The 23,935-nt window shown below is 73.6% G+C and carries 19 protein-coding genes; 6 read left to right on the plus strand and 13 right to left on the minus strand.

The features are described 5' to 3' along the window. Nucleotides 1-356: 356 nt before the first annotated feature. The 3 genes from IG74_RS0129840 to IG74_RS0129850 form a co-directional block, all read right to left on the minus strand. Complete coding sequence (locus IG74_RS0129840) at nucleotides 357-1,817, minus strand: glutamate synthase subunit beta (protein ID WP_030683710.1); 1,461 nt, start codon at nucleotides 1,815-1,817, stop codon at nucleotides 357-359. Then, entirely contained in the window at nucleotides 1,810-6,330 is a 4,521-nt protein-coding gene (gene gltB / locus IG74_RS0129845) for a glutamate synthase large subunit (RefSeq protein WP_030683712.1), read from the minus strand. The genes IG74_RS0129840 and gltB overlap by 8 nt, the downstream gene beginning before the upstream one ends. Nucleotides 6,331-6,706: 376 nt before the next feature. Then, on the minus strand, nucleotides 6,707-7,438 hold the full coding sequence (locus tag IG74_RS0129850) for a VIT1/CCC1 transporter family protein (protein ID WP_030683714.1): 732 nt from the start codon (nucleotides 7,436-7,438) through the stop codon (nucleotides 6,707-6,709). 281 nt (nucleotides 7,439-7,719) lie between these two features. Between IG74_RS0129850 and IG74_RS54770 the strand changes: the two genes are divergently transcribed. Genes IG74_RS54770 through IG74_RS0129885 form a run of 6 tightly spaced genes read left to right on the plus strand, consistent with a single transcriptional unit; the run spans nucleotide 7,720 to nucleotide 15,487 of the window. After that, nucleotides 7,720-9,987, plus strand: a complete 2,268-nt coding sequence (locus IG74_RS54770; protein ID WP_420709957.1) for an ADP-ribosylglycohydrolase family protein — start codon at nucleotides 7,720-7,722, stop codon at nucleotides 9,985-9,987. Nucleotides 9,988-10,010: 23 nt separating this feature from the next. Next, entirely contained in the window at nucleotides 10,011-11,174 is a 1,164-nt protein-coding gene (locus tag IG74_RS0129865) for an ADP-ribosylglycohydrolase family protein (RefSeq protein ID WP_030683715.1), read from the plus strand. Next, complete coding sequence (locus tag IG74_RS0129870) at nucleotides 11,174-12,565, plus strand: ADP-ribosylglycohydrolase family protein (RefSeq protein WP_030683716.1); 1,392 nt, start codon at nucleotides 11,174-11,176, stop codon at nucleotides 12,563-12,565. Before IG74_RS0129865 ends, IG74_RS0129870 begins: the two co-directional genes overlap by 1 nt. Then, the gene (gene rbsK, locus IG74_RS0129875) at nucleotides 12,565-13,467 is read left to right on the plus strand and encodes a ribokinase (RefSeq protein WP_030683718.1); all 903 of its coding nucleotides are present in this window, start codon (nucleotides 12,565-12,567) and stop codon (nucleotides 13,465-13,467) included. The genes IG74_RS0129870 and rbsK overlap by 1 nt, the downstream gene beginning before the upstream one ends. Further along, nucleotides 13,464-14,657 (plus strand): CaiB/BaiF CoA transferase family protein, encoded by a 1,194-nt coding sequence (locus IG74_RS0129880; RefSeq protein ID WP_030683720.1) that lies wholly within the window; start codon nucleotides 13,464-13,466, stop codon nucleotides 14,655-14,657. Before rbsK ends, IG74_RS0129880 begins: the two co-directional genes overlap by 4 nt. Continuing rightward, nucleotides 14,654-15,487 (plus strand): HpcH/HpaI aldolase/citrate lyase family protein, encoded by an 834-nt coding sequence (locus IG74_RS0129885; protein WP_030683722.1) that lies wholly within the window; start codon nucleotides 14,654-14,656, stop codon nucleotides 15,485-15,487. The genes IG74_RS0129880 and IG74_RS0129885 overlap by 4 nt, the downstream gene beginning before the upstream one ends. Before the next feature lie 63 nt (nucleotides 15,488-15,550). Here IG74_RS0129885 and lgt read toward each other — a convergent pair whose 3' ends face one another. The 10 genes from lgt to IG74_RS0129935 form a co-directional block, all read right to left on the minus strand. Further along, complete coding sequence (gene lgt / locus IG74_RS0129890; protein WP_030683724.1) at nucleotides 15,551-16,504, minus strand: prolipoprotein diacylglyceryl transferase; 954 nt, start codon at nucleotides 16,502-16,504, stop codon at nucleotides 15,551-15,553. A gap of 114 nt (nucleotides 16,505-16,618) precedes the next feature. Next, nucleotides 16,619-17,401: a DsbA family protein gene (locus IG74_RS0129895; RefSeq protein ID WP_030683725.1), complete on the minus strand. Its 783-nt coding sequence runs from the start codon at nucleotides 17,399-17,401 to the stop codon at nucleotides 16,619-16,621. A 75-nt stretch (nucleotides 17,402-17,476) separates the two neighbouring features. Beyond that, nucleotides 17,477-18,292: a tryptophan synthase subunit alpha gene (gene trpA, locus IG74_RS0129900; RefSeq protein WP_030683728.1), complete on the minus strand. Its 816-nt coding sequence runs from the start codon at nucleotides 18,290-18,292 to the stop codon at nucleotides 17,477-17,479. After that, nucleotides 18,289-19,572, minus strand: a complete 1,284-nt coding sequence (gene trpB / locus IG74_RS0129905) for a tryptophan synthase subunit beta (protein WP_030683733.1) — start codon at nucleotides 19,570-19,572, stop codon at nucleotides 18,289-18,291. The genes trpA and trpB overlap by 4 nt, the downstream gene beginning before the upstream one ends. A 150-nt stretch (nucleotides 19,573-19,722) precedes the next feature. Continuing rightward, nucleotides 19,723-19,917, minus strand: coding sequence for a tryptophan biosynthesis modulator TrpM (trpM, locus tag IG74_RS53585; RefSeq protein WP_078869130.1), 195 nt, complete (start codon nucleotides 19,915-19,917; stop codon nucleotides 19,723-19,725). After that, nucleotides 19,914-20,723 (minus strand): indole-3-glycerol phosphate synthase TrpC, encoded by an 810-nt coding sequence (trpC, locus tag IG74_RS0129915; protein WP_030683738.1) that lies wholly within the window; start codon nucleotides 20,721-20,723, stop codon nucleotides 19,914-19,916. The genes trpM and trpC overlap by 4 nt, the downstream gene beginning before the upstream one ends. A 135-nt stretch (nucleotides 20,724-20,858) precedes the next feature. Further along, the gene (locus IG74_RS0129920; protein ID WP_037826247.1) at nucleotides 20,859-21,296 is read right to left on the minus strand and encodes a DUF2752 domain-containing protein; all 438 of its coding nucleotides are present in this window, start codon (nucleotides 21,294-21,296) and stop codon (nucleotides 20,859-20,861) included. Between the two features lie 100 nt (nucleotides 21,297-21,396). Further along, entirely contained in the window at nucleotides 21,397-21,621 is a 225-nt protein-coding gene (locus tag IG74_RS0129925; RefSeq protein ID WP_030683743.1) for an HGxxPAAW family protein, read from the minus strand. A 109-nt stretch (nucleotides 21,622-21,730) separates the two neighbouring features. Further along, on the minus strand, nucleotides 21,731-22,387 hold the full coding sequence (locus IG74_RS0129930) for a TIGR02234 family membrane protein (protein WP_030683745.1): 657 nt from the start codon (nucleotides 22,385-22,387) through the stop codon (nucleotides 21,731-21,733). A 7-nt stretch (nucleotides 22,388-22,394) separates the two neighbouring features. Continuing rightward, the gene (locus IG74_RS0129935) at nucleotides 22,395-23,927 is read right to left on the minus strand and encodes an anthranilate synthase component I (RefSeq protein ID WP_030683747.1); all 1,533 of its coding nucleotides are present in this window, start codon (nucleotides 23,925-23,927) and stop codon (nucleotides 22,395-22,397) included. Between the last annotated feature and the right edge of the window lie 8 nt (nucleotides 23,928-23,935).

Raw genomic sequence — 23,935 nt, forward strand, 5'->3', positions numbered from 1 at the left:
GACCAAGTGGTACGGCTCGATGGCACCCCCTCGTGTCGCGTGCGGCGGGCAGGCCCGGCCTCCCGCCCTCGCTCGGGCGGGCCGAAAGCACGCCCGAGCCAGATCCTCAGAGACGGGCCGCGGGACCGCCCAGTACGCGGCACACGGGCCCGACCCAGGCGGGGGCAGGCGGGTGGGACCGTGCGTGGAGCGCAGCACTCCGGAGCCCCGGCCAGGAGGTAAGGAGGCCCGGTGCGGGGAAGAGGTGCGCGGTGCCTGCCGAAGTCCGGTCGGGGACATGGCAGGCACCGCGCCAGTTCCGTACGCCGTTGTACGGGACAATCAGGGTCCGGACCGCCGGGGAGGCGGTCCGGGGATCAGACCGTGAGGGAACGGTCCGAGGGACGGATCGGGGCCGGGAGGTCACTCGCGCCGGTGAGGAACCGGTCCACACCGCGCGCGGCCGAACGGCCCTCGGCGATCGCCCAGACGATCAGCGACTGGCCACGGCCCGCGTCACCCGCGACGAAGACGCCCGGCACGCTGGTGTGGAAGTCACCGTCACGGGCAATATTGCCACGCTCGTCCAGGTCGATGCCGAACTGGTCCACCAGACCGTTCTCCCGGTCCGTACCGGTGAAGCCCATCGCGAGGGTGACGAGCTGCGCCGGGATGCGCCGCTCCGTGCCCGGCTTCCGGGTGAGCTTGCCGTCCACGAAGGCGACCTCGACCAGGTGCAGCCACTGCACGTTCCCGTCCTCGTCGCCCTCGAAGTGGGTCGTGGAGACGGAGTAGACGCGCTCGCCGCCCTCCTCGTGGGCGGAGGTGACCTTGTACAGCATGGGGAAGGTCGGCCAGGGCTGGCCGGGCGCCCGGTCCTCGCCGGGTCGGGGCATGATCTCCAGCTGGGTGACGGACGCCGCGCCCTGGCGGTGCGCGGTGCCCACGCAGTCCGCCCCGGTGTCGCCGCCGCCGATGACGACGACGTGCTTGCCCTCGGCGGAGACGGGCGTCACCACGTAGTCGCCCTCCTGGACCTTGTTCGCCAGGGGCAGGTACTCCATCGCCTGGTAGACGCCCTTGAGCTCGCGGCCGGGCACCGGCAGGTCGCGAGCCGTCGTGGCGCCCGCCGCGATGACCACGGCGTCGTACCGCTTGCGCAGCTTCGCCGCGTCGATGTCGCGGCCGACCTCCACGCCGGTGCGGAACTTGGTGCCCTCCGCGCGCATCTGCTCGATGCGCCGGTTGATGTGCCGCTTCTCCATCTTGAACTCGGGGATGCCGTAGCGCAGCAGCCCGCCGATGCGGTCGGCGCGCTCGTAGACGGCGACGGTGTGGCCCGCCCGGGTGAGCTGCTGGGCGGCGGCGAGCCCGGCCGGGCCCGAGCCGATCACGGCGACCGTCTTGCCGGAGAGCCGCTCGGGCGCCTGCGGCGCCACGTCGCCCGTCTCCCAGGCCTTGTCGATGATGGAGACCTCGACGTTCTTGATGGTGACGGCCGGCTGGTTGATGCCGAGCACGCACGCCGCCTCGCAGGGCGCCGGGCAGAGCCGCCCGGTGAACTCCGGGAAGTTGTTCGTGGCGTGCAGCCGCTCGGAGGCCGCGGACCAGTCCTCGCGGTACGCGTAGTCGTTCCACTCGGGGATCAGGTTCCCCAGCGGACAGCCGTTGTGGCAGAAGGGGATGCCGCAGTCCATGCAGCGCGAGGCCTGCTTGGAGATGATCGGGAGCAGCGAGCCCGGGACGTAGACCTCGTTCCAGTCCTGGACGCGCTCGCCCACCGGGCGGGTCCGCGCGACCTCGCGGCCATGGTTCAGAAAGCCCTTCGGGTCAGCCATGGGTCGCCGCCTCCATCATCTTCTCGGTGATCTCGGACTCGGAGAGTCCGGCTCGCTCGGCGGCGTCCTTGGCGGCGAGCACTGCCTTGTACGTGCTGGGGATGATCTTGCTGAAGCGGTCCACCGACACGGCCCACTCGGCGAGCAGCTTCTCGGCGACGGTCGAACCCGTCTCCTCCTGGTGGCGGCGCACGACGTCGTGCAGCCACTGCTTGTCGGTGTCGTCCAGGGCCTCGACGGCCCCCAGGTTGCCGGCGTTGACGCATGTGCGGTCGAGGTCGATGACGTACGCGATGCCGCCCGACATGCCCGCCGCGAAGTTGCGGCCGGTCTCGCCGAGGACGACCGCGTGGCCGCCGGTCATGTACTCGCAGCCGTGGTCGCCCACGCCCTCGGAGACCACCGTGGCGCCGGAGTTGCGCACGCAGAAGCGTTCGCCGGTGCGGCCGCGCAGGAACAGCTCGCCGCCGGTCGCGCCGTAGGCGATGGTGTTGCCCGCGATGGTGGAGTACTCGGCGAGGTGGTCGGCGCCCCGGTCCGGGCGGACGATCACGCGGCCGCCGGAGAGGCCCTTGCCGACGTAGTCGTTGGCGTCGCCCTCCAGGCGCAGCGTGACGCCGCGCGGCACGAAGGCGCCGAAGGACTGGCCCGCCGAGCCGGTGAAGGTGATGTCGATGGTGTCGTCGGGCAGGCCCGCGCCGCCGAACTTCTTCGTCACCTCGTGGCCGAGCATGGTGCCGACGGTGCGGTTGATGTTGCGGATGGCGACCTGGGCGCGGACCGGCTGGGCGTCCTGGAGGGAGTTCGCGGCGAGGGCGTCGGCGGCGAGCCGGATCAGCTCGTTGTCGAGCGCCTTCTCCAGGCCGTGGTCCTGGGCGACCAGTTGGTGGCGCACCGCGCCCTCGGGCAGGTCCGGGACGTGGAACAGCGGCGCGAGGTCGAGGCCCTGGGCCTTCCAGTGGTCGACGGCCCGCGCGGTGTCGAGGAGCTCGGCGTGGCCGACGGCCTCCTCGATGGAGCGGAAGCCGAGCTCGGCGAGCAGCTCGCGGACCTCCTCGGCGATGAACTCGAAGAAGTTCACGATGTACTCGGCCTTGCCGCTGAAGCGGTCGCGCAGCGTGGGGTTCTGCGTGGCGATGCCGACCGGGCAGGTGTCCAGGTGGCAGACGCGCATCATGACGCAGCCCGACACCACGAGCGGCGCGGTCGCGAAGCCGAACTCCTCGGCGCCGAGCAGCGCGGCGATGACGACGTCGCGGCCGGTCTTCAGCTGGCCGTCGGTCTGCACGACGATGCGGTCGCGCAGGCCGTTGAGCAGCAGCGTCTGCTGGGTCTCGGCGAGGCCGAGCTCCCAGGGGCCGCCCGCGTGCTTCAGGGAGGTGAGCGGGGACGCGCCGGTGCCGCCGTCGTGGCCGGAGATGAGGACGACGTCCGCGTGTGCCTTGGAGACACCGGCGGCCACGGTGCCGACGCCGACCTCGGAGACCAGCTTCACGTGGATCCGCGCCTGCGGATTCGCGTTCTTCAGGTCGTGGATGAGCTGGGCGAGGTCCTCGATGGAGTAGATGTCGTGGTGCGGCGGCGGCGAGATGAGGCCGACGCCGGGCGTCGAGTGCCGGGTCTTGGCGACCCACGGGTAGACCTTGTGCCCCGGCAGCTGGCCGCCCTCGCCGGGCTTGGCGCCCTGGGCCATCTTGATCTGGATGTCGTCGGCGTTGACCAGGTACTCGGAGGTGACGCCGAAGCGGCCGGAGGCGACCTGCTTGATGCTGGAGCGGCGCGCCGGGTCGTAGAGGCGGTCCGGGTCCTCGCCGCCCTCGCCGGTGTTGGACTTGCCGCCGAGCTGGTTCATCGCGATGGCGAGGGTCTCGTGCGCCTCGCGGGAGATGGAGCCGTACGACATGGCGCCGGTGGAGAAGCGCTTGACGATCTCGGAGACCGGCTCGACCTCGTCCACGGAGATCGCCGGGCGGCCCTCGGGGCCCGACTTGAAGCCGAACAGGCCGCGCAGGGTCATCAGGCGCTCGGACTGCTCGTTCACGCGGTCCGTGTACTGCTTGAAGACGTCGTACCGGCGGTTGCGGGTGGAGTGCTGGAGGCGGAAGACCGTCTCGGGGTCGAACAGGTGCGGCTCGCCCTCGCGGCGCCACTGGTACTCGCCGCCGATGTCCAGGGCCCGGTGCGCGGGCGCGATCCCGGAGGCCGGGTAGGCCTTGGCGTGGCGGGCGGCGACCTCCTTGGCGACGACGTCGATGCCGACGCCGCCGATCTTGGAGGTGGTGCCGTTGAAGTACTTCTCGACGAAGGACTCCTCAAGGCCGACGGCCTCGAAGACCTGCGCGCCGCGGTAGGAGGCGACGGTGGAGATGCCCATCTTGGACATCACCTTCAGGACGCCCTTGCCGAGGGCGAAGATCAGGTTGCGGATGGCCTGCTCGGCCTCGATCCCGGGCAGGAAGGTGCCCGCGCGGACCAGGTCCTCGACGGACTCCATCGCCAGGTACGGGTTGACGGCCGCGGCGCCGAAGCCGATGAGCAGCGCGACGTGGTGCACCTCGCGCACGTCGCCTGCCTCGACGAGCAGGCCCACCTGGGTGCGCTGCTTGGTGCGGATGAGGTGGTGGTGGACGGCCGCGGTGAGGAGGAGCGAGGGGATCGGGGCGTGCTCGGCGTCGGAGTGCCGGTCGGAGAGCACGATCAGGCGGGCCCCCGCGTCGATGGCCGCGTCGGCCTCGGCGCAGATCTCCTCGATGCGGGCGGCGAGCGCGTCGCCGCCGCCGTGCACCCGGTACAGGCCGGAGAGGGTCGCGGCCTTCATGCCGGGCATGTCGCCGTCGGCGTTGATGTGGATGAGCTTGGCCAGCTCGTCGTTGTCGATGACCGGGAAGGGCAGCGTGACGGAGCGGCACGAGGCGGCGGTCGGCTCCAGGAGGTTGCCCTGCGGCCCGAGCGAGGAGCGCAGCGAGGTGACGAGCTCTTCGCGGATGGCGTCCAGGGGCGGGTTGGTGACCTGGGCGAACAGCTGCGTGAAGTAGTCGAAGATCAGCCGGGGGCGCTCGGAGAGGGCCGCGATCGGCGTGTCCGTGCCCATCGAGCCGATCGGCTCCGCGCCGGCCTTGGCCATCGGCGCGAGCAGGATCCGCAGCTCCTCCTCGGTGTAGCCGAAGGTCTGCTGGCGGCGGGTGACGGAGGCGTGCGTGTGCACGATGTGCTCGCGCTCGGGCAGGTCGGAGAGCTCGATCTCGCCGGCCTCCAGCCACTCCTGGTACGGCTTCTCGGCGGCGAGGCCCGCCTTGATCTCGTCGTCCTCGACGATGCGGTGCTCGACGGTGTCGACGAGGAACATCCGGCCGGGCTGGAGGCGGCCCTTGCGGACGACCTTGGCGGGGTCGATGTCGAGGACGCCGACCTCGGAGCCGAGCACGACGAGGCCGTCGTCGGTGACCCAGTAGCGCCCCGGGCGCAGGCCGTTGCGGTCCAGGACGGCGCCGACCTGGGTGCCGTCGGTGAAGGTGACGCAGGCGGGGCCGTCCCAGGGCTCCATCATCGTGGCGTGGTACTGGTAGAAGGCGCGCCGGGCCGGGTCCATGGAGGTGTGGTTCTCCCACGCCTCCGGGATCATCATGAGCACGCTGTGCGGGAGGGAGCGGCCGCCGAGGTGGAGCAGTTCGAGGACCTCGTCGAAGGACGCGGAGTCGGACGCGTCCGGCGTACACACCGGGAAGGTCCGCTCCAGCTGCTCCTGGCTCCCGAACACCTCGCCGACCAGCTGCGACTCCCGGGCCCGCATCCAGTTGCGGTTGCCCTGCACGGTGTTGATCTCGCCGTTGTGGGCGACGAAGCGGTAGGGGTGCGCGAGCGGCCAGCTCGGGAAGGTGTTCGTCGAGAAGCGCGAGTGGACGAGCGCGATCGCCGTGGCGAAGCGGCGGTCGGACAGGTCGGGGAAGAAGGGCTCCAGCTGGCCGGTGGTCAGCATGCCCTTGTAGACGATCGTGCGCGCGGAGAGCGACGGGAAGTAGGTGGCGGCCTCGCGCTCGGCGCGCTTGCGCAGGACGAAGGCCTTGCGGTCCAGGGCGATGCCGGTGCTCTCGCCGTCGGTGACGAACAGCTGCCGGAAGACGGGCATGGTGGCGCGGGCGGTGGCGCCGAGCAGCGTCGGGGCGACGGGCACCTCGCGCCAGCCGAGGACGGTGAGGCCCTCGTCGGCGGCCATCGTCTCGATGTGTGAGACGGCTTCGTCCGTACCGTGCGGGGGCAGGAAGGCGATGCCGACGGCGTACGCGCCCGCCGCGGGCAGCTCGAAGCCGGCGGCCTCGCGCAGGAACGCGTCGGGGACCTGCAGCAGGATGCCCGCGCCGTCGCCGGAGTCCGGCTCGGAGCCGGTGGCGCCGCGGTGCTCCAGGTTGCGCAGTACGGTCAGCGCCTGCTCGACGAGCTCGTGGCTCGCCTCACCGGTGAGGGTGGCCACGAAGCCGACACCACAGGCGTCGTGTTCGTTCCGGGGGTCGTACATGCCCTGCGGGGCGGGGCGACCGTCCATGGGCGACCAGGCGTCGGAACGCATCGGCACTCCCGTCGTCGTGGTGGGGCACCTCCCAGGCTCTGGGGGCGCGGGCGGCGAGGGACGACGTTGGCCCTGGCGAAATTTCGTGCAGGTTACATGATGGGCCGCTTCTCGAAAAGCGGATACTTCATTCCAGTATCTGGACAGCGCTCTGGGGATGGAGAGCGGCGAAGAGGGGCCTGAGCGGGCAGATCGGTGACCGTTGGCCCGGAGCGACCACAGGCCTCATTGCCCGCAGCGCTTACGGCTCATGCCCGCCGGTCAACGGATCGAAACAGCACAGAAACGGATACTTGTACGAGGCTCCGCATACCCCTGCGATCGGTCATCCTACGGCCGTGCCGAACAGGCTGCCCAGGGCGTACGTCACACCCGCCGCGGCCCCGCCGAGCACGAGCTGCCGCAGCCCGCTGAACCACCACGACCGCGCGGTCACCTTGGCGACGACGGCGCCGCACGCGAACAGGCCGACGAGGGCGAGCAGCACCGCGGGCCACAGGGCACCGGCGCCCAGCAGGTACGGCAGGACGGGCACCAGCGCACCGAGGGCGAAGGCGCCGAAGGACGAGACCGCCGCCACCACCGGCGACGGCAGGTCGCCCGGGTCGATGCCGAGTTCCTCGCGGGCGTGGATCTCCAGGGCCTGCTCGGGGTCCTGCGACAGCTGCCGCGCCACCTCGCGGGCGAGCGCGGGCTCGACGCCGCGGGACTCGTAGAGCGCGGCCAGCTCCTGCTCCTCGTCCTTGGGGTGCTTGCGCAACTCCCTGCGCTCCACGTCCAGTTCCGCCTCCACCAGCTCGCGCTGCGAGGCGACGGAGGTGTACTCGCCCGCCGCCATGGAGAACGCCCCGGCCGCGAGCCCGGAGAGCCCGGTGATCACGATGGTCTGCTGCGAGACGGCCCCGCCCGCGACGCCCGTCATCAGGGCGAGGTTGGACACCAGGCCGTCCATGGCCCCGAAGACGGCCGGGCGCAGCCAGCCGCCGTTGACGTCACGGTGGGTGTGGTTGTCACGGTGCGCCTCGTGCAGTGTCGCTTCGGTTTCGATGATCGCCATGGTGCGGCCCCCTTGCTGTCGCGCTGAACGTCTCGACGTCTCTCTGACATCTCCTCGGCGATCTCGAAAGTACGCGCGAAAAATCGCTCCCGCCAGCAAGGAAGGCCGTACTTACCTGCGAAAACACACCCCTGTGAGACGCCCTGGACGGCTCGCACGGAGCCGTCGCGGACATGCCGAAGGAGTGACGCTGAGCGCCCGCATGCTCACATGAGTGGCGCGACGTGGCAGGGATGCTCCCAGCACGACTCACCGGCACTCAGCGCGATGGGAGGCAGGGCATGGCGTCCGTCGCCTGTGTTCCCCCGGTCCCGGCGCCCGACGGCGCGGGCGGATTGCGCGAGCGGGCCCGCGGGGCGATGCTCGGCCTCGCGGTCGGCGACGCGCTCGGCGCGCCCGCCGAGAACCTGAAGCCGTCCGAGATCCGCCGCCGTTGGGGCCGCATCACCGGGTACGTCGCCGAGCGCCCCGCGGGCACGGACGACACCGAGTACGCGATCTTCTCCGGCCTGCTGCTCGCCCGGCACGGCTCGGCGCTCACCGTCGCGCACGTCGAGCGGGCCTGGCACCGCTGGATCGCCGACCTGGACGAAGGCCCCTTCCGGGGCGCCGGGTTCAGCGAACGCGGCACCCTGGAGAACCTCCGCAGGGGCCTGGCCGCACCCATCTCCGCGCAGCACCGGCACGCCTGGAGCGACGGCCTCGCGATGCGGGCCGCACCCTTCGGGGTCTTCGCCGCGGGCCGCCCCGCGGAGGCGGCCCGGCTCGTCGCCGTGGACGGCACCGTCAGCCACGACGGCGAGGGCATCCACGGCGGCCGGGCCGTCGCCGCGGGCGTCGCGGCGGCGATGGCCGGGGCCCCGGTGGAGACGGTGGTCGCGGCGGCCCTGTCCGTCATCCCGTACGACTCCTGGACCTCGCGCTCCCTGCGCCGCGCCGTCGCCGTGGCCCACCGGGGCGAACGCGCGGTCCGCTCGGCGGTCGTCATCGGCGGCTACCCCTGGACGGACCTGGCCCCGGAGGCAGTGGGCCTCGCCTTCGGCGCGTACGCGGCCGCCGGGGGCGACTTCGCGACGGCGGTCCTCACCGCGGTCAACATGGGCCGCGACGCCGACACGACGGCCGCGGTGGCGGGCGCCCTCGCGGGCGCCACCTGCGGCGCGGCCGCGATCCCCCCGGAGTGGTCCCGAGCAATCGGCCCGGTAAGGGGCACCTGCCTGCCGTCCATGAGGGGCCGTCACGTACTGGAAGTAGCGGACCTTCTCACACCGGACGACGACAGTGCTCCCGCCCCAGCTGTGGGCAGCTGGTCCGCCCAGACGGCGAGTGGGGTATCCCCTGCTCGAGCGGAGCCGAGAGCTTGGGGAGGGGTGGGCACAGCCCCACCACCGGCCCGCACCGTCGGGGGTCCGGGGCGCAGCCCCGGCAACCACCCCCTGGACGGAGCCCAGGTCGAAGGCCTCCTGCTCGGCCTGGCGGCAGGCGACGCCGCCGGCTGGCCATCGGCCCGCCACAGAGCGGCCCGCATGCCCGACTGGACCCGCCGCCTCACCCGAGAACTGGACACCTTCGCCGAGCACAACGCCACCACCACCCTCCCCGTCCCCATCGCCCTCAACCAGCCCCCCGAACCCCTGCGCCTGGGCCCGTCCGACGACGCCGAATGGGCCGCGCTCACCGCCGAATCCGTCCTGCGCGCGGCGGACGGCACCCTCGACCCCACCCTGACCAGGGACCGCCGCACCCGCGCCACCCTCGCCCTGTCCTGGAACACCCTGGCCAGCGAGGTGGCCGCCGCCGCGGCCCGCGCCCCGGAGGTGGAGTCCGCCGTACTCCCCCTGCGCGCCCGCATCTCCGTGCGCGCGGGCCTCGGCAACCTGGCCGCGGGCCTCACCCCGCCCGCCACCGGCCACGACAACCCGCACTTCTTCGACGACGCGGCCTGCGTCCGCGCCTGCGTCCTGGCGCTCGTGCACCCCGGCGACCCCGAACGGGCCGCAGACCTCGCCGAGTTCGACGCCCGCTACACCCAGGACGGCGACGGCGTGCACGGCGCCCGCGCGATGGCCGCGGCGATCGCGGCGGCCCTCGGCGGCGCCGGTCCCGACGCCGCGGTGGACGCCGCCGTCGCCCAGCTGCCCGAGCACACGGAGATCGGGCGCAACGCCCGGCACGCCGTGAAGCTCGCCCGCACCTGCGCCCCCGCGGCGGACGCCACGTTCGCCCTGGTCCCGCTCCTGGAGCACGAGATCGTCGACCACGTCTACAGCTACGGCATCGCCGCCGCCGAGACCGTGCCCGTCGCCCTGGCCCTGGCCACCGCGGCCCGCGGCCGGATCCGCGAGGCGGTGCCCGCCGCCGCCTGCCTGTCGCGCGTGGCGGACTCGGCGCCCGCGCTCGTCGGCGCCCTGACCGGCGTCCTGGGCACGGCCGCCGCGATCCCCGACAGCTGGCGCGCGTCCTGCCGCACCCTGTCCGGCTGCGCCCTGCCACGCCTGGCGGGTACCGACCTGGTGGAGCTGGCCGGACATCTGACCCGCACGAACTGACCACCCAGGAGAGCGATCCAGACATGCCACCACCGAAGAGGACGTTGCTTCAGGACCGCGTCACCGGCGCACTCGTGGGCGCTGCCGTCGGCGACGCGCTCGGCGGCCCCGTGGAGGGCTACTCCCCCGAGCAGATCGCGGACCGGCACGGCGGCCCCGTCCACGGCATCGTCGGCCCCTGGCACGGCGACGCCTGGCGCACGGCCCGCCCCGTCGCCCCGTACCACAAGGGCGACGGGCACGTCACCGACGACACCTTGATGACGCACGCGCTGATCCGCGTGTACACCGCCGTGCGCGACCACTTGGACGCGTACGCGATCGCCGACCACCTGGTCCCCGACCTGATGACGAACCCGCGCTGGATCCCGGAGCTGGAAGCCGAGGCCCTGCCCCTGCACCGCGTCTTCCTCGCCGAGAAGTGGCTCGTCGCCCGGCTGCACTACGGCCACGTGGACCCGCGCGAGGCGGGCAGCGGCAACATCGTCAACTGCGGCGCGGCGATGTACATGGCGCCGGTCGGCCTGGTCAACGCCGCCCACCCCGAGGCCGCGTACGCCGAGGCCCTGGACGTCGCGGGCGCGCACCAGTCGTCGTACGGGAGGGAGGCGGCGGGCGTCTTCGCGGCGGCGGTGGCGGCGGCCTGCACCCCCGGCGCGACCCCCACCACGGTGATCGACACCTGTCTGGCCCTGGCCAAGGACGGCACCCGGGCGGCGATCGAGGCGGTGGTGGACACGGCGGGCCGCCACCGCGCGTACGAGACGGCGCTGCGCCCGCTGCGCGCGGCGGTCGCCCCCTTCGACACCGTCGGCCCCGACTACCGCGCCCCGTCCCTGGGCGCCCGCCGCCCCTCGCGCCTGCACGCCGTCGAGGAGCTCCCCGTCGCGCTCGGCATGCTCCTGATCGGCGACGGCGACTACCGCGCCACCGTCCTCGGCTCGGTGAACTACGGCCGCGACTGCGACTCGATCGCCACGATGAGCGGCGCGCTCGCGGGCGCCCTGCGCGGCGAGGCCGCGGTCCCGCCGGACTGGTCGAAGCGGGTGGCCGAGGCGAGCCGCCTGGACCTGCACGCCCCGGCCCGCGCCCTGACGGCGGTCGCCGAGGAGGTCTTCGCCAGGGACCGGGCCCGCCGCCGCGCCCACGAGGAGGCCTTCGCGTCCCTGACGGGCGGCACCCCCTGATGCGCCTCACCTGGCTGCAGCCCGAGGACCTCATCGCCCACGAACTCCGCCAGGCGGAGGAGGAGGGCCGCGACGTCACCCCCGTACGAACCCGCTGGCAGGCGGCGGGCGGCGACCCGAACCCACCCCACTCGGGCGCCTCCCCACACCCTGCGCCGCCCCGCCTCCGGGCCCTGGCGGAACGGCTCCTCGACGAGCTGGAGGACGTCCAAGCCCGTCCGGCGTTCGAGGACGAGGCCGCAGGCCGATCGAGCGGGGTCCAGGGGCGGCAGCCCCTGGTTCCGGGAAGGGGCGGGCCAGGGGCGCCCCCGCGAGGGCACCACGCCCGCGTCCACGCCGCCTGGCTCGGCAGAGCCGCAGGCTGCCTCCTGGGCAAACCCGTGGAGAAGCTCCCCCTGCACGCCATCCGCGCCCTGGCCGGGGCCACGGACAACTGGCCCCTGCGGACCTGGTTCACGGCCAGGGGCGTCCCGCCCGAGCTCACCGCCCGCCACCCCTGGAACCGCCGCTCCGCCACCACCTCCCTGGCCGAGAACATCGACGGCATGCCCGAGGACGACGACCTCAACTACCCCCTGCTCAACCTGCTGCTCCTGCGCCGGCACGGCCCCGCCTTCACCACCTCGGACGTGGCCGCGCTCTGGCTCGACGAACTCCCCGTCGCCCGCACCTTCACCGCCGAGCGCGTCGCGTACCGCAACCTCCTCAACGGCGTCGTACCGCCCCGCACGGCCCGGCACCGCAACCCGTTCCGCGAGTGGATCGGCGCCCTCATCCGCGCGGACGTGCACGGCTGGACCCACCCCGGCGACCCCGCGGCGGCGGCCGAGCAGGCCCGCAGGGACGCGTGTCTGACGCACACCGGCAACGGCGTGTACGGCGCGATGTTCGCGGCGGCCACGATCGCCCAGGCCGCGTCCGGGAGCGGCGACGTCCACCACTGTCTGGCGACGGGCCTGACGGTGGTGCCGCCCTGCTCGCGCCTCGCGCGCGCGGTCGGGCACGGCATCGAACTGGCCCGTACGACACGCCGCTTCGACGACGTCGCCGACGCGCTGCACACCGCGTACGGCCGCTACCACTGGGTCCACGTCGTGCCGAACGCGGCCCTGCTCGCCGCCGCCCTCACCCACGCCGACGGCGACTTCACCGGCTCCATCACGCGCGTGGTCTCCGGCGGCTGGGACACGGACTCCAACGGCGCGACGGCCGGTTCGGTCGCGGGCCTGCTCGCCGGGCACCCGGACGCGCTCCCGGCCCGCTGGACGGCCCCGCTGAAGAACCGCCTCGCCACGTCCGTCGGCACCTTCGACGGTGTCGGCTTCGACGAACTGGCCACCCTCACCACCGAACTGACGCATCATCACCCCGCAGAGGAGACGTCCCCCTGATGGCCCCCCACATCGTCGTCCTGGGCAGCACCAACATGGACCTGGTCGCCTACGTGCCCGCGGCCCCGCGGCGCGGCGAGACCGTCACCGGTCGCGAGTTCCGCACCTTCCCCGGCGGCAAGGGCGCCAACCAGGCCGTCGCCGCGGCCCGCGCGGGCGCCACGGTCTCGATGATCGGCGCGGTCGGCACCGACCCCTTCGGCACCCAGCTGCGCACCGCGCTCGACCACTCCGGCGTGGACGTCGACCTGCTGCGCACCGTGGACGGCGCGACCGGCACCGCGCACATCGTCGTCGACGACGATGGCGGCAACGCGATCGTCGTCGTGCCCGGGGCGAACGCCACGCTCACCGCGCTCACCCACGGCGACGAGGCCCTGATCGCCTCCGCCGACCTGCTCCTGCTCCAGCTGGAAGTCCCGCTCGACGGCGTCGTCGCCGCCGCGCGCCACGCCCGCGAGCACGGTGTGCGCACCGTCCTCACCCCGGCGCCCGCCCAGCCCCTCCCGCCCGAACTCCTCGCCGCCACCGACCTGTTGATCCCCAACGAGCACGAGGTGACCGCGCTCACCGGCATCACGGACCCGGGCGCCGCCGCCCGGGCCCTGCTCTCCCAGGTCCCGGAGGTCGTCGTCACGCTCGGCGCGCACGGCAGTCTGTACGCGGCGCGCGACACCGGGACCGTCGCGGTGCCCGCGCCCCGCGTCACGGCGGTGGACTCGACGGGCGCGGGCGACACGTTCGTGGGCGCCCTCGCGGTGGCGCTCGGCGAGGGCAGGCCGACGTCGAACGCGCTGGGATGGGCCTCGGCGGCGGCCGCGCTCTCCGTACAGCGCCCGGGCGCCGCCGCCTCCATGCCGTACCGCACGGAGATCGACGCACAGGCGGGAGCCACCTCATGACCGCCGCTCCCCCGCTGACCGGCCTGCGCGTCGTCGACCTCGCCACCCTCTTCGCGGGCCCGCTCGCCGCGACCCTCCTCGGCGACTTCGGCGCGGACGTCGTCAAGGTCGAGCACCCCACGCGGCCCGACCCGTCCCGGGGCCACGGCCCGGCGAAGGACGGCGTCGGCCTGTGGTGGAAGCTGCTCGGCCGCAACAAGCGCACGATGACGCTCGACCTGTCGACGCCCGGCGGCCGGACCACCCTGCTGCGCCTGGCCGCCGACGCGGACGTGATCGTGGAGAACTTCCGCCCCGGCACCCTGGAGAAGTGGGACCTGGGCTGGGACGAGCTGAGCGCGGCCAACCCGCGCCTGGTCCTGGCCCGCGTCACGGGCTTCGGGCAGTTCGGGCCGTACGCGCGCCGCCCCGGCTTCGGCACGCTCGCCGAGGCGATGAGCGGCTTCGCCGCGGTGACCGGCGAGCCCGACGGGCCGCCCACGCTGCCGCCGTTCGGCCTCGCGGACTCCGTCGCGGGGCTCGCGACGGCGTACGCGGTGATGACGGCGCTCGCCGCCCGCGACCGCACGGGCCGGGGCCAGGTCGTCGACATGGCGATCATCGAGCCGATCCTCACGGTCCTCGGCCCGCAGCCGCTCTGGTACGACCAGCTGGGCCTCGTGCAGCCGCGCACCGGCAACCGCTCCACGAACAACGCGCCCCGCAACACCTACCGCACGGCCGACGGCGGCTGGGTCGCGGTGTCCACCTCAGCGCAGTCGATCGCGGAGCGCGTCCTGCGCCTGGTCGGCCGCCCCGAGCTGACCGACGAGCCCTGGTTCACCACCGGCGCCGGGCGCGCCGCGCACGCGGACGTCCTCGACGAGGCGGTCGGCGCCTGGATCGCCCGGCACACCCGCGCCGAGGTCGTCGAGGCCTTCGAGAAGGCGGAGGCGGCGGTGGCCCCGGTCCAGGACGTCCGGGACGTCATGACGGACCCGCAGTACACGGCCCTGGGCACGCTCACCACGGTCCCCGACCCGGAGCTCGGCCCGCTGCGCATGCAGAACGTCCTGTTCCGCCTCTCCGAGACGCCCGGCGCGATCCGCTGGGCGGGCCGTCCGCACGGCGCCGACACCGACGAGATCCTCACCGAACTCGGCCTCACGGCCGGGGAGATCACCTCGCTGCGCACGGCGGGTGCCCTGTGAGACCGCCCCCGCTGACCTGGCTGTACGTTCCCGGCGACCGGCCCGAGGTGGTGGCCAAGGCGCTGGTCGCGGGCGCGGACGTGGTGATCGTCGACCTGGAGGACGCGGTGGCGCCCGACCGCAAGGAGTACGCCCGCGCGGCCACCGCCGAGCTGCTCGCCGAGCCGGGCCCCGTACCGGTCCACGTCCGCGTGAACGCCCTCGGCACGCCCCTGTCCGACGCCGACCTGGAGGCCCTCGCCCCGCTGCCCGGCCTCGCGGGCCTGCGCCTTCCCAAGGTCACATCGGCCGCCGACGTGATCCGCACCGCCGAGCGCGCCGCTCCCCTGGACGGCGGCGCCCCCGCCCTGTACGCCCTGCTCGAATCGGCCCTGGGCGTGGAGCGGGCCTTCGCCGTCGCGACCGCCCACCCGGCGCTGCGCGGCCTGTCCATCGGCGAGGCCGACCTCCGTGCCGACCTCGGCGTACGGGACGAGACGGGCCTCGACTGGTGCCGCTCCCGGGTGGTCGTGGCGGCCCGGGCGGCGGGGCTTGTGCCGCCCGCCCAGTCGGTCTACCCCGACGTCCGCGACACGGACGGCCTCACGGCGTCCTGCGCCCGCGGCCGCGCCCTCGGCCTGCTCGGCCGCGCGGCGATCCACCCGCGCCAGCTGCCGGTCATCGAGCGCGCGTACCTGCCGACTCCGCAGGAGGTCGAACAGGCGGAGGAGGTCCTCAAGGCGGCGGCCACGGAGCGGGGAGCGCAGGCGCTCCCCGACGGCCGCTTCGTGGACCGGGCGGTGGTGGAGCAGGCCCACAGGACGCTCGCTCTGTCCCGCCACACGCCGTAGGGGTCCTCCCGCCGCGACGGCGAGCAGCCACGGCGCAACGAGCCCGGCGGTGCCGGACCCTCATCAGTCCTTGGCAGCGGACCCCGCCCCACCGTCGGACCCGGCCTTGCCGAGACCGGCCTTCTCGGCCCCGGCCTTGGACAGGGCGTCCGAGGGCTTGCCCTCGGCCTCGCCCTCGTCGCTGCTGGAGGCGCCCCCGCCAGGAACCGGCTCGACGATCTCCTCGCGCCCCGGCCGCAGCCGGGCCGACAGCACGAGGTAGACCACGGCGAGCAGGAAGACCAGAAGCGCGGTCCAGTTGTTCAGGCGCAGGCCGAGGAATTCGTGCGCGTCGTCGACGCGCATGTACTCGATCCAGAAGCGGCCCACACAGTACGAGGCGACGTACAGCGCGAACGCCCGGCCGTGGCCCAGCTTGAAGCGCCGGTCCGCCCAGATGACGAGCAGCGCGACGCCGACGCACCACAGCGACTCGTACAGGAACGTCGGGTGGTAGGTGCCAGGGACGCGGCCGTCGTCGGAGCTGGTGATCTTCAGCGCCCACGGAACGTCGGTCTCCCTGCCGTACAGCTCCTGGTTGAACCAGTTGCCCCAGCGGCCGATGGCCTGGGCGAAGGCGATGCCGGGGGCCAGTGCGTCGGCCCAGGCGGGCAGCGGAATGCCGCGCCTGCGACAGCCGATCCAGGCGCCGACCGCGCCGAAGGCGATCGCGCCCCAGATGCCGAGGCCGCCCTCCCAGATCTTGAAGGCGTCCACCCAGTCACGGCCGTCGCCGAAGTACAGCTGGTAGTCCGTGATCACGTGGTAGAGGCGGCCGCCGACCAGGCCGAAGGGCACCGCCCACACGGAGATGTCGGCCACGGTGCCGGGCTGCCCGCCACGGGCGACCCACCGCTTGTTGCCGAGCCACACGGCGACGAACACGCCGATGATGATGCAGAACGCATAGCCGCGCAGCGGGATGGGGCCGAGGTCGACCACTCCGCGCGAAGGGCTGGGGATGTAGGCAAATTCCATGGCAGGGTCGACGCTACCTTGCCGGGCGGGGGCGACGGCAACCAGCCCGACAACGGGTCCGTAACAGGGCCGGGCGGCGGACCGGGATCCGGCCGCCGCCGGGCGCGGGGCCTGCTAGCCGTTCGCCTTCTCCACGGCGGCCTTGAGCTTGTCGGGGGTCAGCGGGTTCTTCTGGTCCTCGAAGATGTTCTTCCCGTCGAGCAGGACCGTGGGCGTGCCGCGCAGGCCGGCGTCCTCGAAGGCCTTGTCGGACTTGGTCACCCAGCTGTTGTGCGTGCCGTCGGTGACGCACTTCTTGAAGGGGGCGGTGTCGAGGCCCTCGACCTTGCCCGCGAGCTCGATCAGCTTGTCGTTGTCCGCGAAGGCGTCGTCGGTCTCCATGGGCTGGTTCTGGAACAGCACGTCGTGGTACGGCGCGAACTTGCCCGCGTCCTGGGAGCAGGCGGCGGCGTTGGCGGCGCGCAGGGAGCCGGAGCCGCCCATGTTGTCGTCGATGAGGGTCGCGAGGTGGTACTGGACCTTGAGCCGGCCCTTGTCCACGAGGTCGTTGATCGTCGAGCGGTAGCCGTCCTCGAACTGCTTGCAGGCCGGGCAGCGGAAGTCCTCCCAGACGGTGAGGGTGGACTTGGCGCCGTCCTTGCCCGACTGGATGGCCAGCTTGTCCTTGCCCGCCGCGCCGGTGGGCGCGACGACCGGGCCCGAGGCGTCCTTCTTCTTGTCGTCGTCCCCGGCGTTGGCCGCGAGCAGGCCGCCGACCGTGGCCAGGGCGAGCACACCGACGACCGCGGCGCTCACCAGGAGCGTGCGGCGCCGCCTGTCCCGCGCCTTCTGCCGCTCGCGCTCCACTGCAAGGCGCTCCCGGGCGGTGCGCTTACCCTCACGGTTCTTCTCGCTCATACCGGACCAAACGAACCGGGGAGGCGCGAGCGCACCTCCCCGGTCCAGGTCCACCCGTACGAGCGACCCGGCGTTCTACGAGCCCGTTCGCACGCCCCGGGCGAGGTCGCCCGCGAGGTCCCGCACCGCGTCGAGACCCGCCGCCGCGTCCTCGGCGTCGAGCATGCGCTGGACGAACGCCGAGCCGACGATGACGCCGTCGGCGAAGGCCGCGACCTCGGCGGCCTGCTCGGCGTTCGAGACGCCGAGGCCGACGCAGACCGGCAGGTCGGTGCTGACGCGGGTGCGCCGGACCAGGTCGGCGGCCTGCTCGCCGACCGAGGCGCGGGTGCCGGTGACGCCCATCAGCGAGGCGGCGTACACGAAGCCGGAGCCCGCCGCCGTGATCGTCGCGAGCCGCTCGTCCTTGCTGCTCGGCGCGACGACGAAGACGGTGGCCAGGTCGTGCTTGGCCGCGTGCTCGCGCCACAGCGCCGACTCCTGGACGGGCAGGTCGGGCAGGATGCAGCCCGCGCCGCCCGCCTCCGCGAGCTCGGCGGTGAAGCGCTCCACGCCGTAGCGGTCGATGGGGTTCCAGTACGTCATGACGAGGACCGGCTTGCCCGTCGCCGCGTGGGCCTCGCGCACCGTGCGCAGGACGTCCGCGATCTTGACGCCGCCGCGCAGGGCGATGTCGTCGGCGGTCTGGATGACGGGCCCGTCGAGGACGGGGTCGCTGTGCGGCAGGCCCACCTCCACGACGTCCGCCCCGCCGTCGAAGGCGGCCTTGACCGCCTCGATGCCGCCGTCGACGGTCGGGAAACCGGCGGGCAGGTACGCGATGAGCGCCGCGCGGCCCTCCGCCCTGGCGGCGGCGAGGGTGTCGCTCAACAGCTGGATGTTCCCGCTCACTTCGCGTCCCCCTCGATCTCGGCGGTGCCCGCGGCGTCCGCGGCGACCTCGGCGTCGGTGTCGTACAGGCCGAAGTAGCGCGCGGCGGTGTCCATGTCCTTGTCGCCGCGTCCGGACAGGTTGACGACGAGCAGGCCGTCCTTGCCCAGTTCCCTGCCGACCTCCAGGGCGCCCGCGAGCGCGTGGGCGCTCTCGATCGCCGGGATGATCCCCTCGGTGCGGGAGAGCAGGCGCAGGGCCTGCATGGCGGCGTCGTCGGTGACGGCGCGGTACTCGCCGCGGCCGCTGTCCTTGAGGAAGGCGTGCTCCGGGCCGATGCCCGGGTAGTCGAGCCCCGCCGAGATGGAGTACGGCTCGGTGATCTGGCCCTCCTCGTCCTGCAGGACGTAGGACCGCGAGCCGTGCAGGATGCCCGGCTCGCCCGCGGTCAGGGTGGCCGCGTGCTCGCCGGTCTCGACGCCGTGGCCCGCGGGCTCGCAGCCGATGAGCCGGACCCCGGCGTCCGGGATGAAGGCGTGGAAGAGGCCGATGGCGTTGGAGCCGCCGCCGACGCAGGCGATCGCGGCGTCGGGCAGGCGGCCCGCGCGCTCCAGGATCTGCCGCCGGGCCTCGACCCCGATGACGCGGTGGAAGTCCCGCACCATGGCGGGGAAGGGGTGCGGCCCGGCCACGGTCCCGAACAGGTAGTGGGTGCGGTCCACGTTGGCGACCCAGTCGCGGAAGGCCTCGTTGATGGCGTCCTTCAGCGTGCGGCTGCCGGACTTCACGGCGATGACCTCGGCGCCGAGCATGCGCATGCGGGCGACGTTCAGCGCCTGGCGCTGCGTGTCGATCTCGCCCATGTAGATGGTGCAGTCGAGGCCGAACAGCGCGCAGGCCGTCGCCGTGGCCACGCCGTGCTGGCCCGCGCCGGTCTCGGCGATCACCCGGGTCTTGCCCATGCGGCGGGTGAGCAGGGCCTGCCCGAGCACGTTGTTGATCTTGTGGGATCCGGTGTGGTTGAGGTCCTCCCGCTTCAGGAAGACGCGGGCGCCACCGGCGTGCTCGGCGAACCTCGGCACCTCGGTGAGGGCGCTGGGGCGGCCGGTGTAGTTCACGAGCAGGTCGTCGAGCTCCCGGGCGAACTCGGGGTCGGCCTTCGCCTTCTCGAACTCGACGGCCACCTCGTCGACGGCCGCGACCAGGGCCTCCGGGATGAACTTGCCGCCGTAGGCGCCGAAGTAGCCTTCGGCGCTGGGGACTTGACCCTCCGGGTCCGGGATGAAGAACTCGCTGGGCATGGGTGGATACCTCGTTGTCGTGCGTGAGCGAACGTGGGTAACCGTCTGCGCGCGGCCGCGTCGCGGTGGCACCTCCCACCCGCGCCGGGGTCCGGGGGCGGAGCCCCCGGTCTCGGGAAGGGGTGGGCCCGGTGCCGAACCCGCGGGACGTCAGGGACGCGCGCCGCCCCGGCGCCATCGCATCCCGTTCACCTGGCCGGGCTCGTCCCCGATGACGTACCGCACGCGCCGCCCGTGCACCCGCCGCGCGGGCGCCCGGCAGCCACGCGGCCGGCACCCGCGGGCGAGGCGGGCGTACGGGTCGCGCGTGGCGGCGAGGCGGTCGGCGGACACGGGGACGGTCAGCTCCGGCCGTGCCGCAGGGCCGGGTGGGCACCCGCGGCGACCAGGTCGGACACGGCGGCCTTCGGGTCACGGCCGGTGACGAGGGACTCACCCACGAGCACCGCGTCGGCACCCGCGTTCGCGTAGGCGATGAGGTCGTGCGGGCCGCGCACACCGGACTCGGCGATCTTCACCACGGAGTCGGGCAGCTCGGGCGCGACGCGCTCGAACGTGGCGCGGTCGACCTTGAGGGTCTTCAGATCGCGCGCGTTCACCCCGATGACGCGGGCGCCCGCGTCCAGGGCGCGCTCGGCCTCCTCCTCGTCGTGGACCTCCACGATCGGGGTGAGGCCGATGGACTCGGCGCGCTCGATCAGCGACTCCAGTGCGGGCTGGTCGAGGGCCGCGACGATCAGCAGGGCGAGGTCGGCGCCGTACGCGCGGGCCTCCCACAGCTGGTACGAGGTGACGATGAAGTCCTTGCGGAGCACCGGGATGTCGACCTTGGCGCGCACGGCCTCCAGGTCGGCGAGCGAGCCGCCGAAGCGGCGCTCCTCGGTGAGCACGGAGATGACGGCGGCGCCGCCCGCCTCGTAGTCGGCGGCGAGGCCCGCCGGGTCGGCGATCGCGGCGAGCGCGCCCTTGGACGGGCTGGAGCGCTTGACCTCGCAGATGACCTTGACGCCGTCACCGCGCAGCGCGGCCGCGCCGTCCTTGGCCGCAGGAGCCTTCGCCGCGCGCTCCTTGAGCTCGTCGAGGCTGACGCGCGCCTGCCGCTGTGCGAGGTCGGCACGGACTCCGTCGATGATCTCGTCGAGCACACTCACGCGAGCGGCCCCCTTCCCTGCTTTCCGATGGTCACTGCGATGGTATCCGCAGCACGGCGTAGTACTCGCATCCGGTTGACGAGGCTCTCACTACCTGGACTCTACGCCGGTTCCGCGAGGGCCTCTCGGGGGCCGCTAGGGGTGCAGCCAGGACCCGAACGGCAGATTCCGTACGAGGGTGAAGAGCGCGAGGACGGTGCCGACGGCCCACAGCTGGGCGCGGCCGAGCTCGATCCGGACGGGCCTGCCGCGGACCGCCCGCAGTGCCCACAGCACCCACAGGACGGCGAAGAGGCCGTAGCCCACGACGGCGACGGCGTTGGCGCCCAGGGCCGTGGTGAGGTCGCCGTGGACGAAGGCGTGCGCGCTGCGCAGGCCGCCGCAGCCGGGGCAGAAGACTCCGGTGAAGTACAGCAGCGGGCAGGTCGGGTAGTGCCCCGGCTCGTTCGGGTCGACGGTGGCGACGTAGGCGAAGGCGGCGGCGACGGAGCCGAGCACGCCGAGCGGCACGGCGAGGCGGCGCAGCGCGGGGCCCGCGCCCGTGGGCACGGCGGTCTCCTGTTCGGCGGTCACCCGGGCATTGTCCCCCGTGCGGCGCCCGGAGCGCCCGGCCGGTACGCCGACGGGGCGGCCGGACGTGTGTCCCGGCCGCCCCGTCGGCGTACGCGTGCGGTCAGCCCTCGGCGCGGGCCACCTGGTGCTGGTTCGGCTTCTGGCCGAGGCCGGCCAGGCGCATCGCGCCGCCGACCACGCCGCCCGCGAGGATGATCGCCATGCCGGCCCAGAAGCCGACGGGCTTCGCCATCACCATGAAGGCACCCGCGACGCAGAAACCGATGAAGGCGATGATGACACCGGTCCAGGCGGCCGGGGTGTGTCCGTGGCCATGTCCCGCCATGACTTGCTCCTCGTTAGCTGTGGCTGTGCGCGTGTTGAACGCTCTGTCCATTGTCCCGTACGCGGGATCGTGCCCGGTGCCGGGGTGTCCCGGCGGGTCGGCGGCGTGTCTAGCCGGCCTGGGTCGGGTCCTCGCCCCGGTCGATGGCCTTCCACAGGTCCTCGGGGCGGTCGGGGTCGGGGGCGCGGCGGGCCCGCGGCCGCGGGGCGCCGTCGCGCTCGTAGCGGCCGGACATCGCGGGCCAGGCGCTGCCGCGGACCAGGGCGAGCAGCCCCGCGGCCAGGATGAGGGCGCCCGCAGCGACGGCGGCGTACGGCCAGCCCGTGTGGCTGAGCCCGGCGATCTCGGCGGCGGCGTCGCCGGAGGCGTTCGCGGCCTTGTCGTCGAGCGCCGCGCGGTCGTTCGCGCCGAGCAGCGCCGCGACGACGATGCCGACGCCGCTGAGGGCCAGGAGCGCCGACACGAGCACGCGGCCCGCGCGGCGGACGGCGAAGATCGCGACGAGCGCGGCGAGGCCGACTATCGCGAGCGCGGCGGGCACGCCCGTGACGTCGCTGCCCTTGGCGGTCAGCGGGAAGTCACCGCCCGCGACGGCCGCGGAGCCGTGCGCCCAGGACTGCCGGGAGGCGAGCAGGGCGAGGGCCGCGCCCGCGGCGCCGAGCAGCAGGGCGGCGGCGAGGCTGCGGCGGCCGCCGCCGCGCGCGGTACGGCCCGCGGCGGCCTCGGGCGCGTCCTCGGTTCGGGGCGTCGGTAGGGCAGAAGTCACCCGTCCACTATCCCTCACGGCTCGCTGTGGTGTGCAGGCGGTTCGCGGTATGGATGGCGCGGAGCACGGCGGCGGCCTTGTTGCGGCACTCGGTGTCCTCGGCGACGGGGTCGGAGTCGGCGACGACCCCGGCCCCGGCCTGCACGTACGCGGTGCCGTCACGGAGGAGCGCGGTGCGGATGGCGATGGCGGTGTCGGAGTCGCCCGCGAAGTCGAGGTAGCCGACGCAGCCGCCGTACAGGCCGCGGCGCGCGGGTTCGAGCTCGTCGATGATCTGCATGGCGCGGGGCTTGGGGGCGCCGGAGAGGGTGCCCGCGGGGAAGCAGGCGGTGAGCACGTCGAAGGCGGTGCGGTGCGCGGCGACGCGCCCGGTGACCGTCGACACGATGTGCATGACGTGCGAGTACTTCTCGATGGACATGAAGTCCACGACCTCGACGGAGCCCGGCTCGCAGACCCGCCCGAGGTCGTTGCGGCCGAGGTCGACGAGCATCAGGTGCTCGGCGCGCTCTTTGGGGTCGGCGAGGAGTTCGTCGGCGAGCTCCTGGTCCTCCTTGGGCGTGGCGCCGCGCGGGCGGGTGCCCGCGATGGGGTGCACCATGGCGCGCCCGTCCTCGACCTTGACCAGGGCCTCCGGGCTGGAGCCGACGACGTCGAAGGCCCCGTCCTCCCCGCAGGGGAACCGGAACAGGTACATGTACGGCGACGGGTTGGTGGCCCGCAGCACCCGGTAGACGTCGAGGGCGCTGGCGCGGCACGGGGTCTCGAACCGCTGCGAGGGCACGACCTGGAAGGCCTCGCCCGCGCGGATGCGCTCCTTGATGTCCTCGACGGCGGCCTGGTAGTCGGGGCCGCCCCAGCGGGCGGTGAACTCCGGCAGCTCGGAGGGCGGAAGGGCGGCCGGGGGCTGGGCGACCGGCCGCGACAGGTCGGCCTCCATGGCGTCGAGGCGGGCCACGGCGTCGGCGTAGGCCTCGTCGACGCCGGAGTCGAGGTCGTTGTGGTTGATCGCGTTGGCGATCAGCAGGACCGAGCCGTCCCAGTGGTCGAGTACGGCGAGGTCGCTGGTCAGCAGCATGGTGAGCTCGGGCAGGCCGAGGTCGTCGACCTCGCCGGGGCCGATCTTCTCCAGGCGGCGCACGATGTCGTAGCCGAGGTAGCCGACCATGCCGCCGGTGAAGGGCGGCAGGCCCTCGGCGCCGGTGAGGTCGCGCGGGGTGTGCAGGGCGGCGACGGTGGCGCGCAGCGCGGCGAGCGGGTCGCCGGACGTGGGCACGCCGACGGGCGGGGTGCCCAGCCAGTGGGCCTCGCCGTCGCGCACGGTCAGGGCGGCGGCGCTGCGCACGCCGACGAAGGAGTAGCGAGACCAGAGGAAGTCGGCGCGGCCGTTCTCCGCGGACTCCAGGAGGAAGGTGCCGGGGCGCTCGGCGGCGAGCTTGCGGTAGAGCCCGACCGGGGTGTCGCCGTCGGCGAGGAGCCTGCGGCTGACGGGGATCACTCGGCGGTCGGCCGCGAGCTTGCGGAAGGTCTCAAGATCCATGGGGGCGA

This window comes from Streptomyces sp. NRRL B-1347 (assembly GCF_000720325.1).
Lineage (GTDB): Bacteria > Actinomycetota > Actinomycetes > Streptomycetales > Streptomycetaceae > Streptomyces.

What these genes read in the sequence shown, in the direction of transcription:
- IG74_RS0129840 (WP_030683710.1), bottom strand. Translation starts at nt 1,817, where the DNA reads ATGGCTGACCCGAAGGGCTTTCTGAACCATGGCCGCGAGGTCGCGCGG.
- IG74_RS0129880 (WP_030683720.1), top strand. Translation starts at nt 13,464, where the DNA reads ATGACCGCCGCTCCCCCGCTGACCGGCCTGCGCGTCGTCGACCTCGCC.
- gltB (WP_030683712.1), bottom strand. Translation starts at nt 6,330, where the DNA reads ATGTACGACCCCCGGAACGAACACGACGCCTGTGGTGTCGGCTTCGTG.
- IG74_RS0129895 (WP_030683725.1), bottom strand. Translation starts at nt 17,401, where the DNA reads ATGAGCGAGAAGAACCGTGAGGGTAAGCGCACCGCCCGGGAGCGCCTT.
- rbsK (WP_030683718.1), top strand. Translation starts at nt 12,565, where the DNA reads ATGGCCCCCCACATCGTCGTCCTGGGCAGCACCAACATGGACCTGGTC.
- IG74_RS0129870 (WP_030683716.1), top strand. Translation starts at nt 11,174, where the DNA reads ATGCGCCTCACCTGGCTGCAGCCCGAGGACCTCATCGCCCACGAACTC.
- IG74_RS0129850 (WP_030683714.1), bottom strand. Translation starts at nt 7,438, where the DNA reads ATGGCGATCATCGAAACCGAAGCGACACTGCACGAGGCGCACCGTGAC.
- trpB (WP_030683733.1), bottom strand. Translation starts at nt 19,572, where the DNA reads ATGCCCAGCGAGTTCTTCATCCCGGACCCGGAGGGTCAAGTCCCCAGC.
- lgt (WP_030683724.1), bottom strand. Translation starts at nt 16,504, where the DNA reads ATGGAATTTGCCTACATCCCCAGCCCTTCGCGCGGAGTGGTCGACCTC.
- IG74_RS0129935 (WP_030683747.1), bottom strand. Translation starts at nt 23,927, where the DNA reads ATGGATCTTGAGACCTTCCGCAAGCTCGCGGCCGACCGCCGAGTGATC.
- IG74_RS0129865 (WP_030683715.1), top strand. Translation starts at nt 10,011, where the DNA reads ATGCCACCACCGAAGAGGACGTTGCTTCAGGACCGCGTCACCGGCGCA.
- IG74_RS54770 (WP_420709957.1), top strand. Translation starts at nt 7,720, where the DNA reads ATGGCGTCCGTCGCCTGTGTTCCCCCGGTCCCGGCGCCCGACGGCGCG.
- IG74_RS0129925 (WP_030683743.1), bottom strand. Translation starts at nt 21,621, where the DNA reads ATGGCGGGACATGGCCACGGACACACCCCGGCCGCCTGGACCGGTGTC.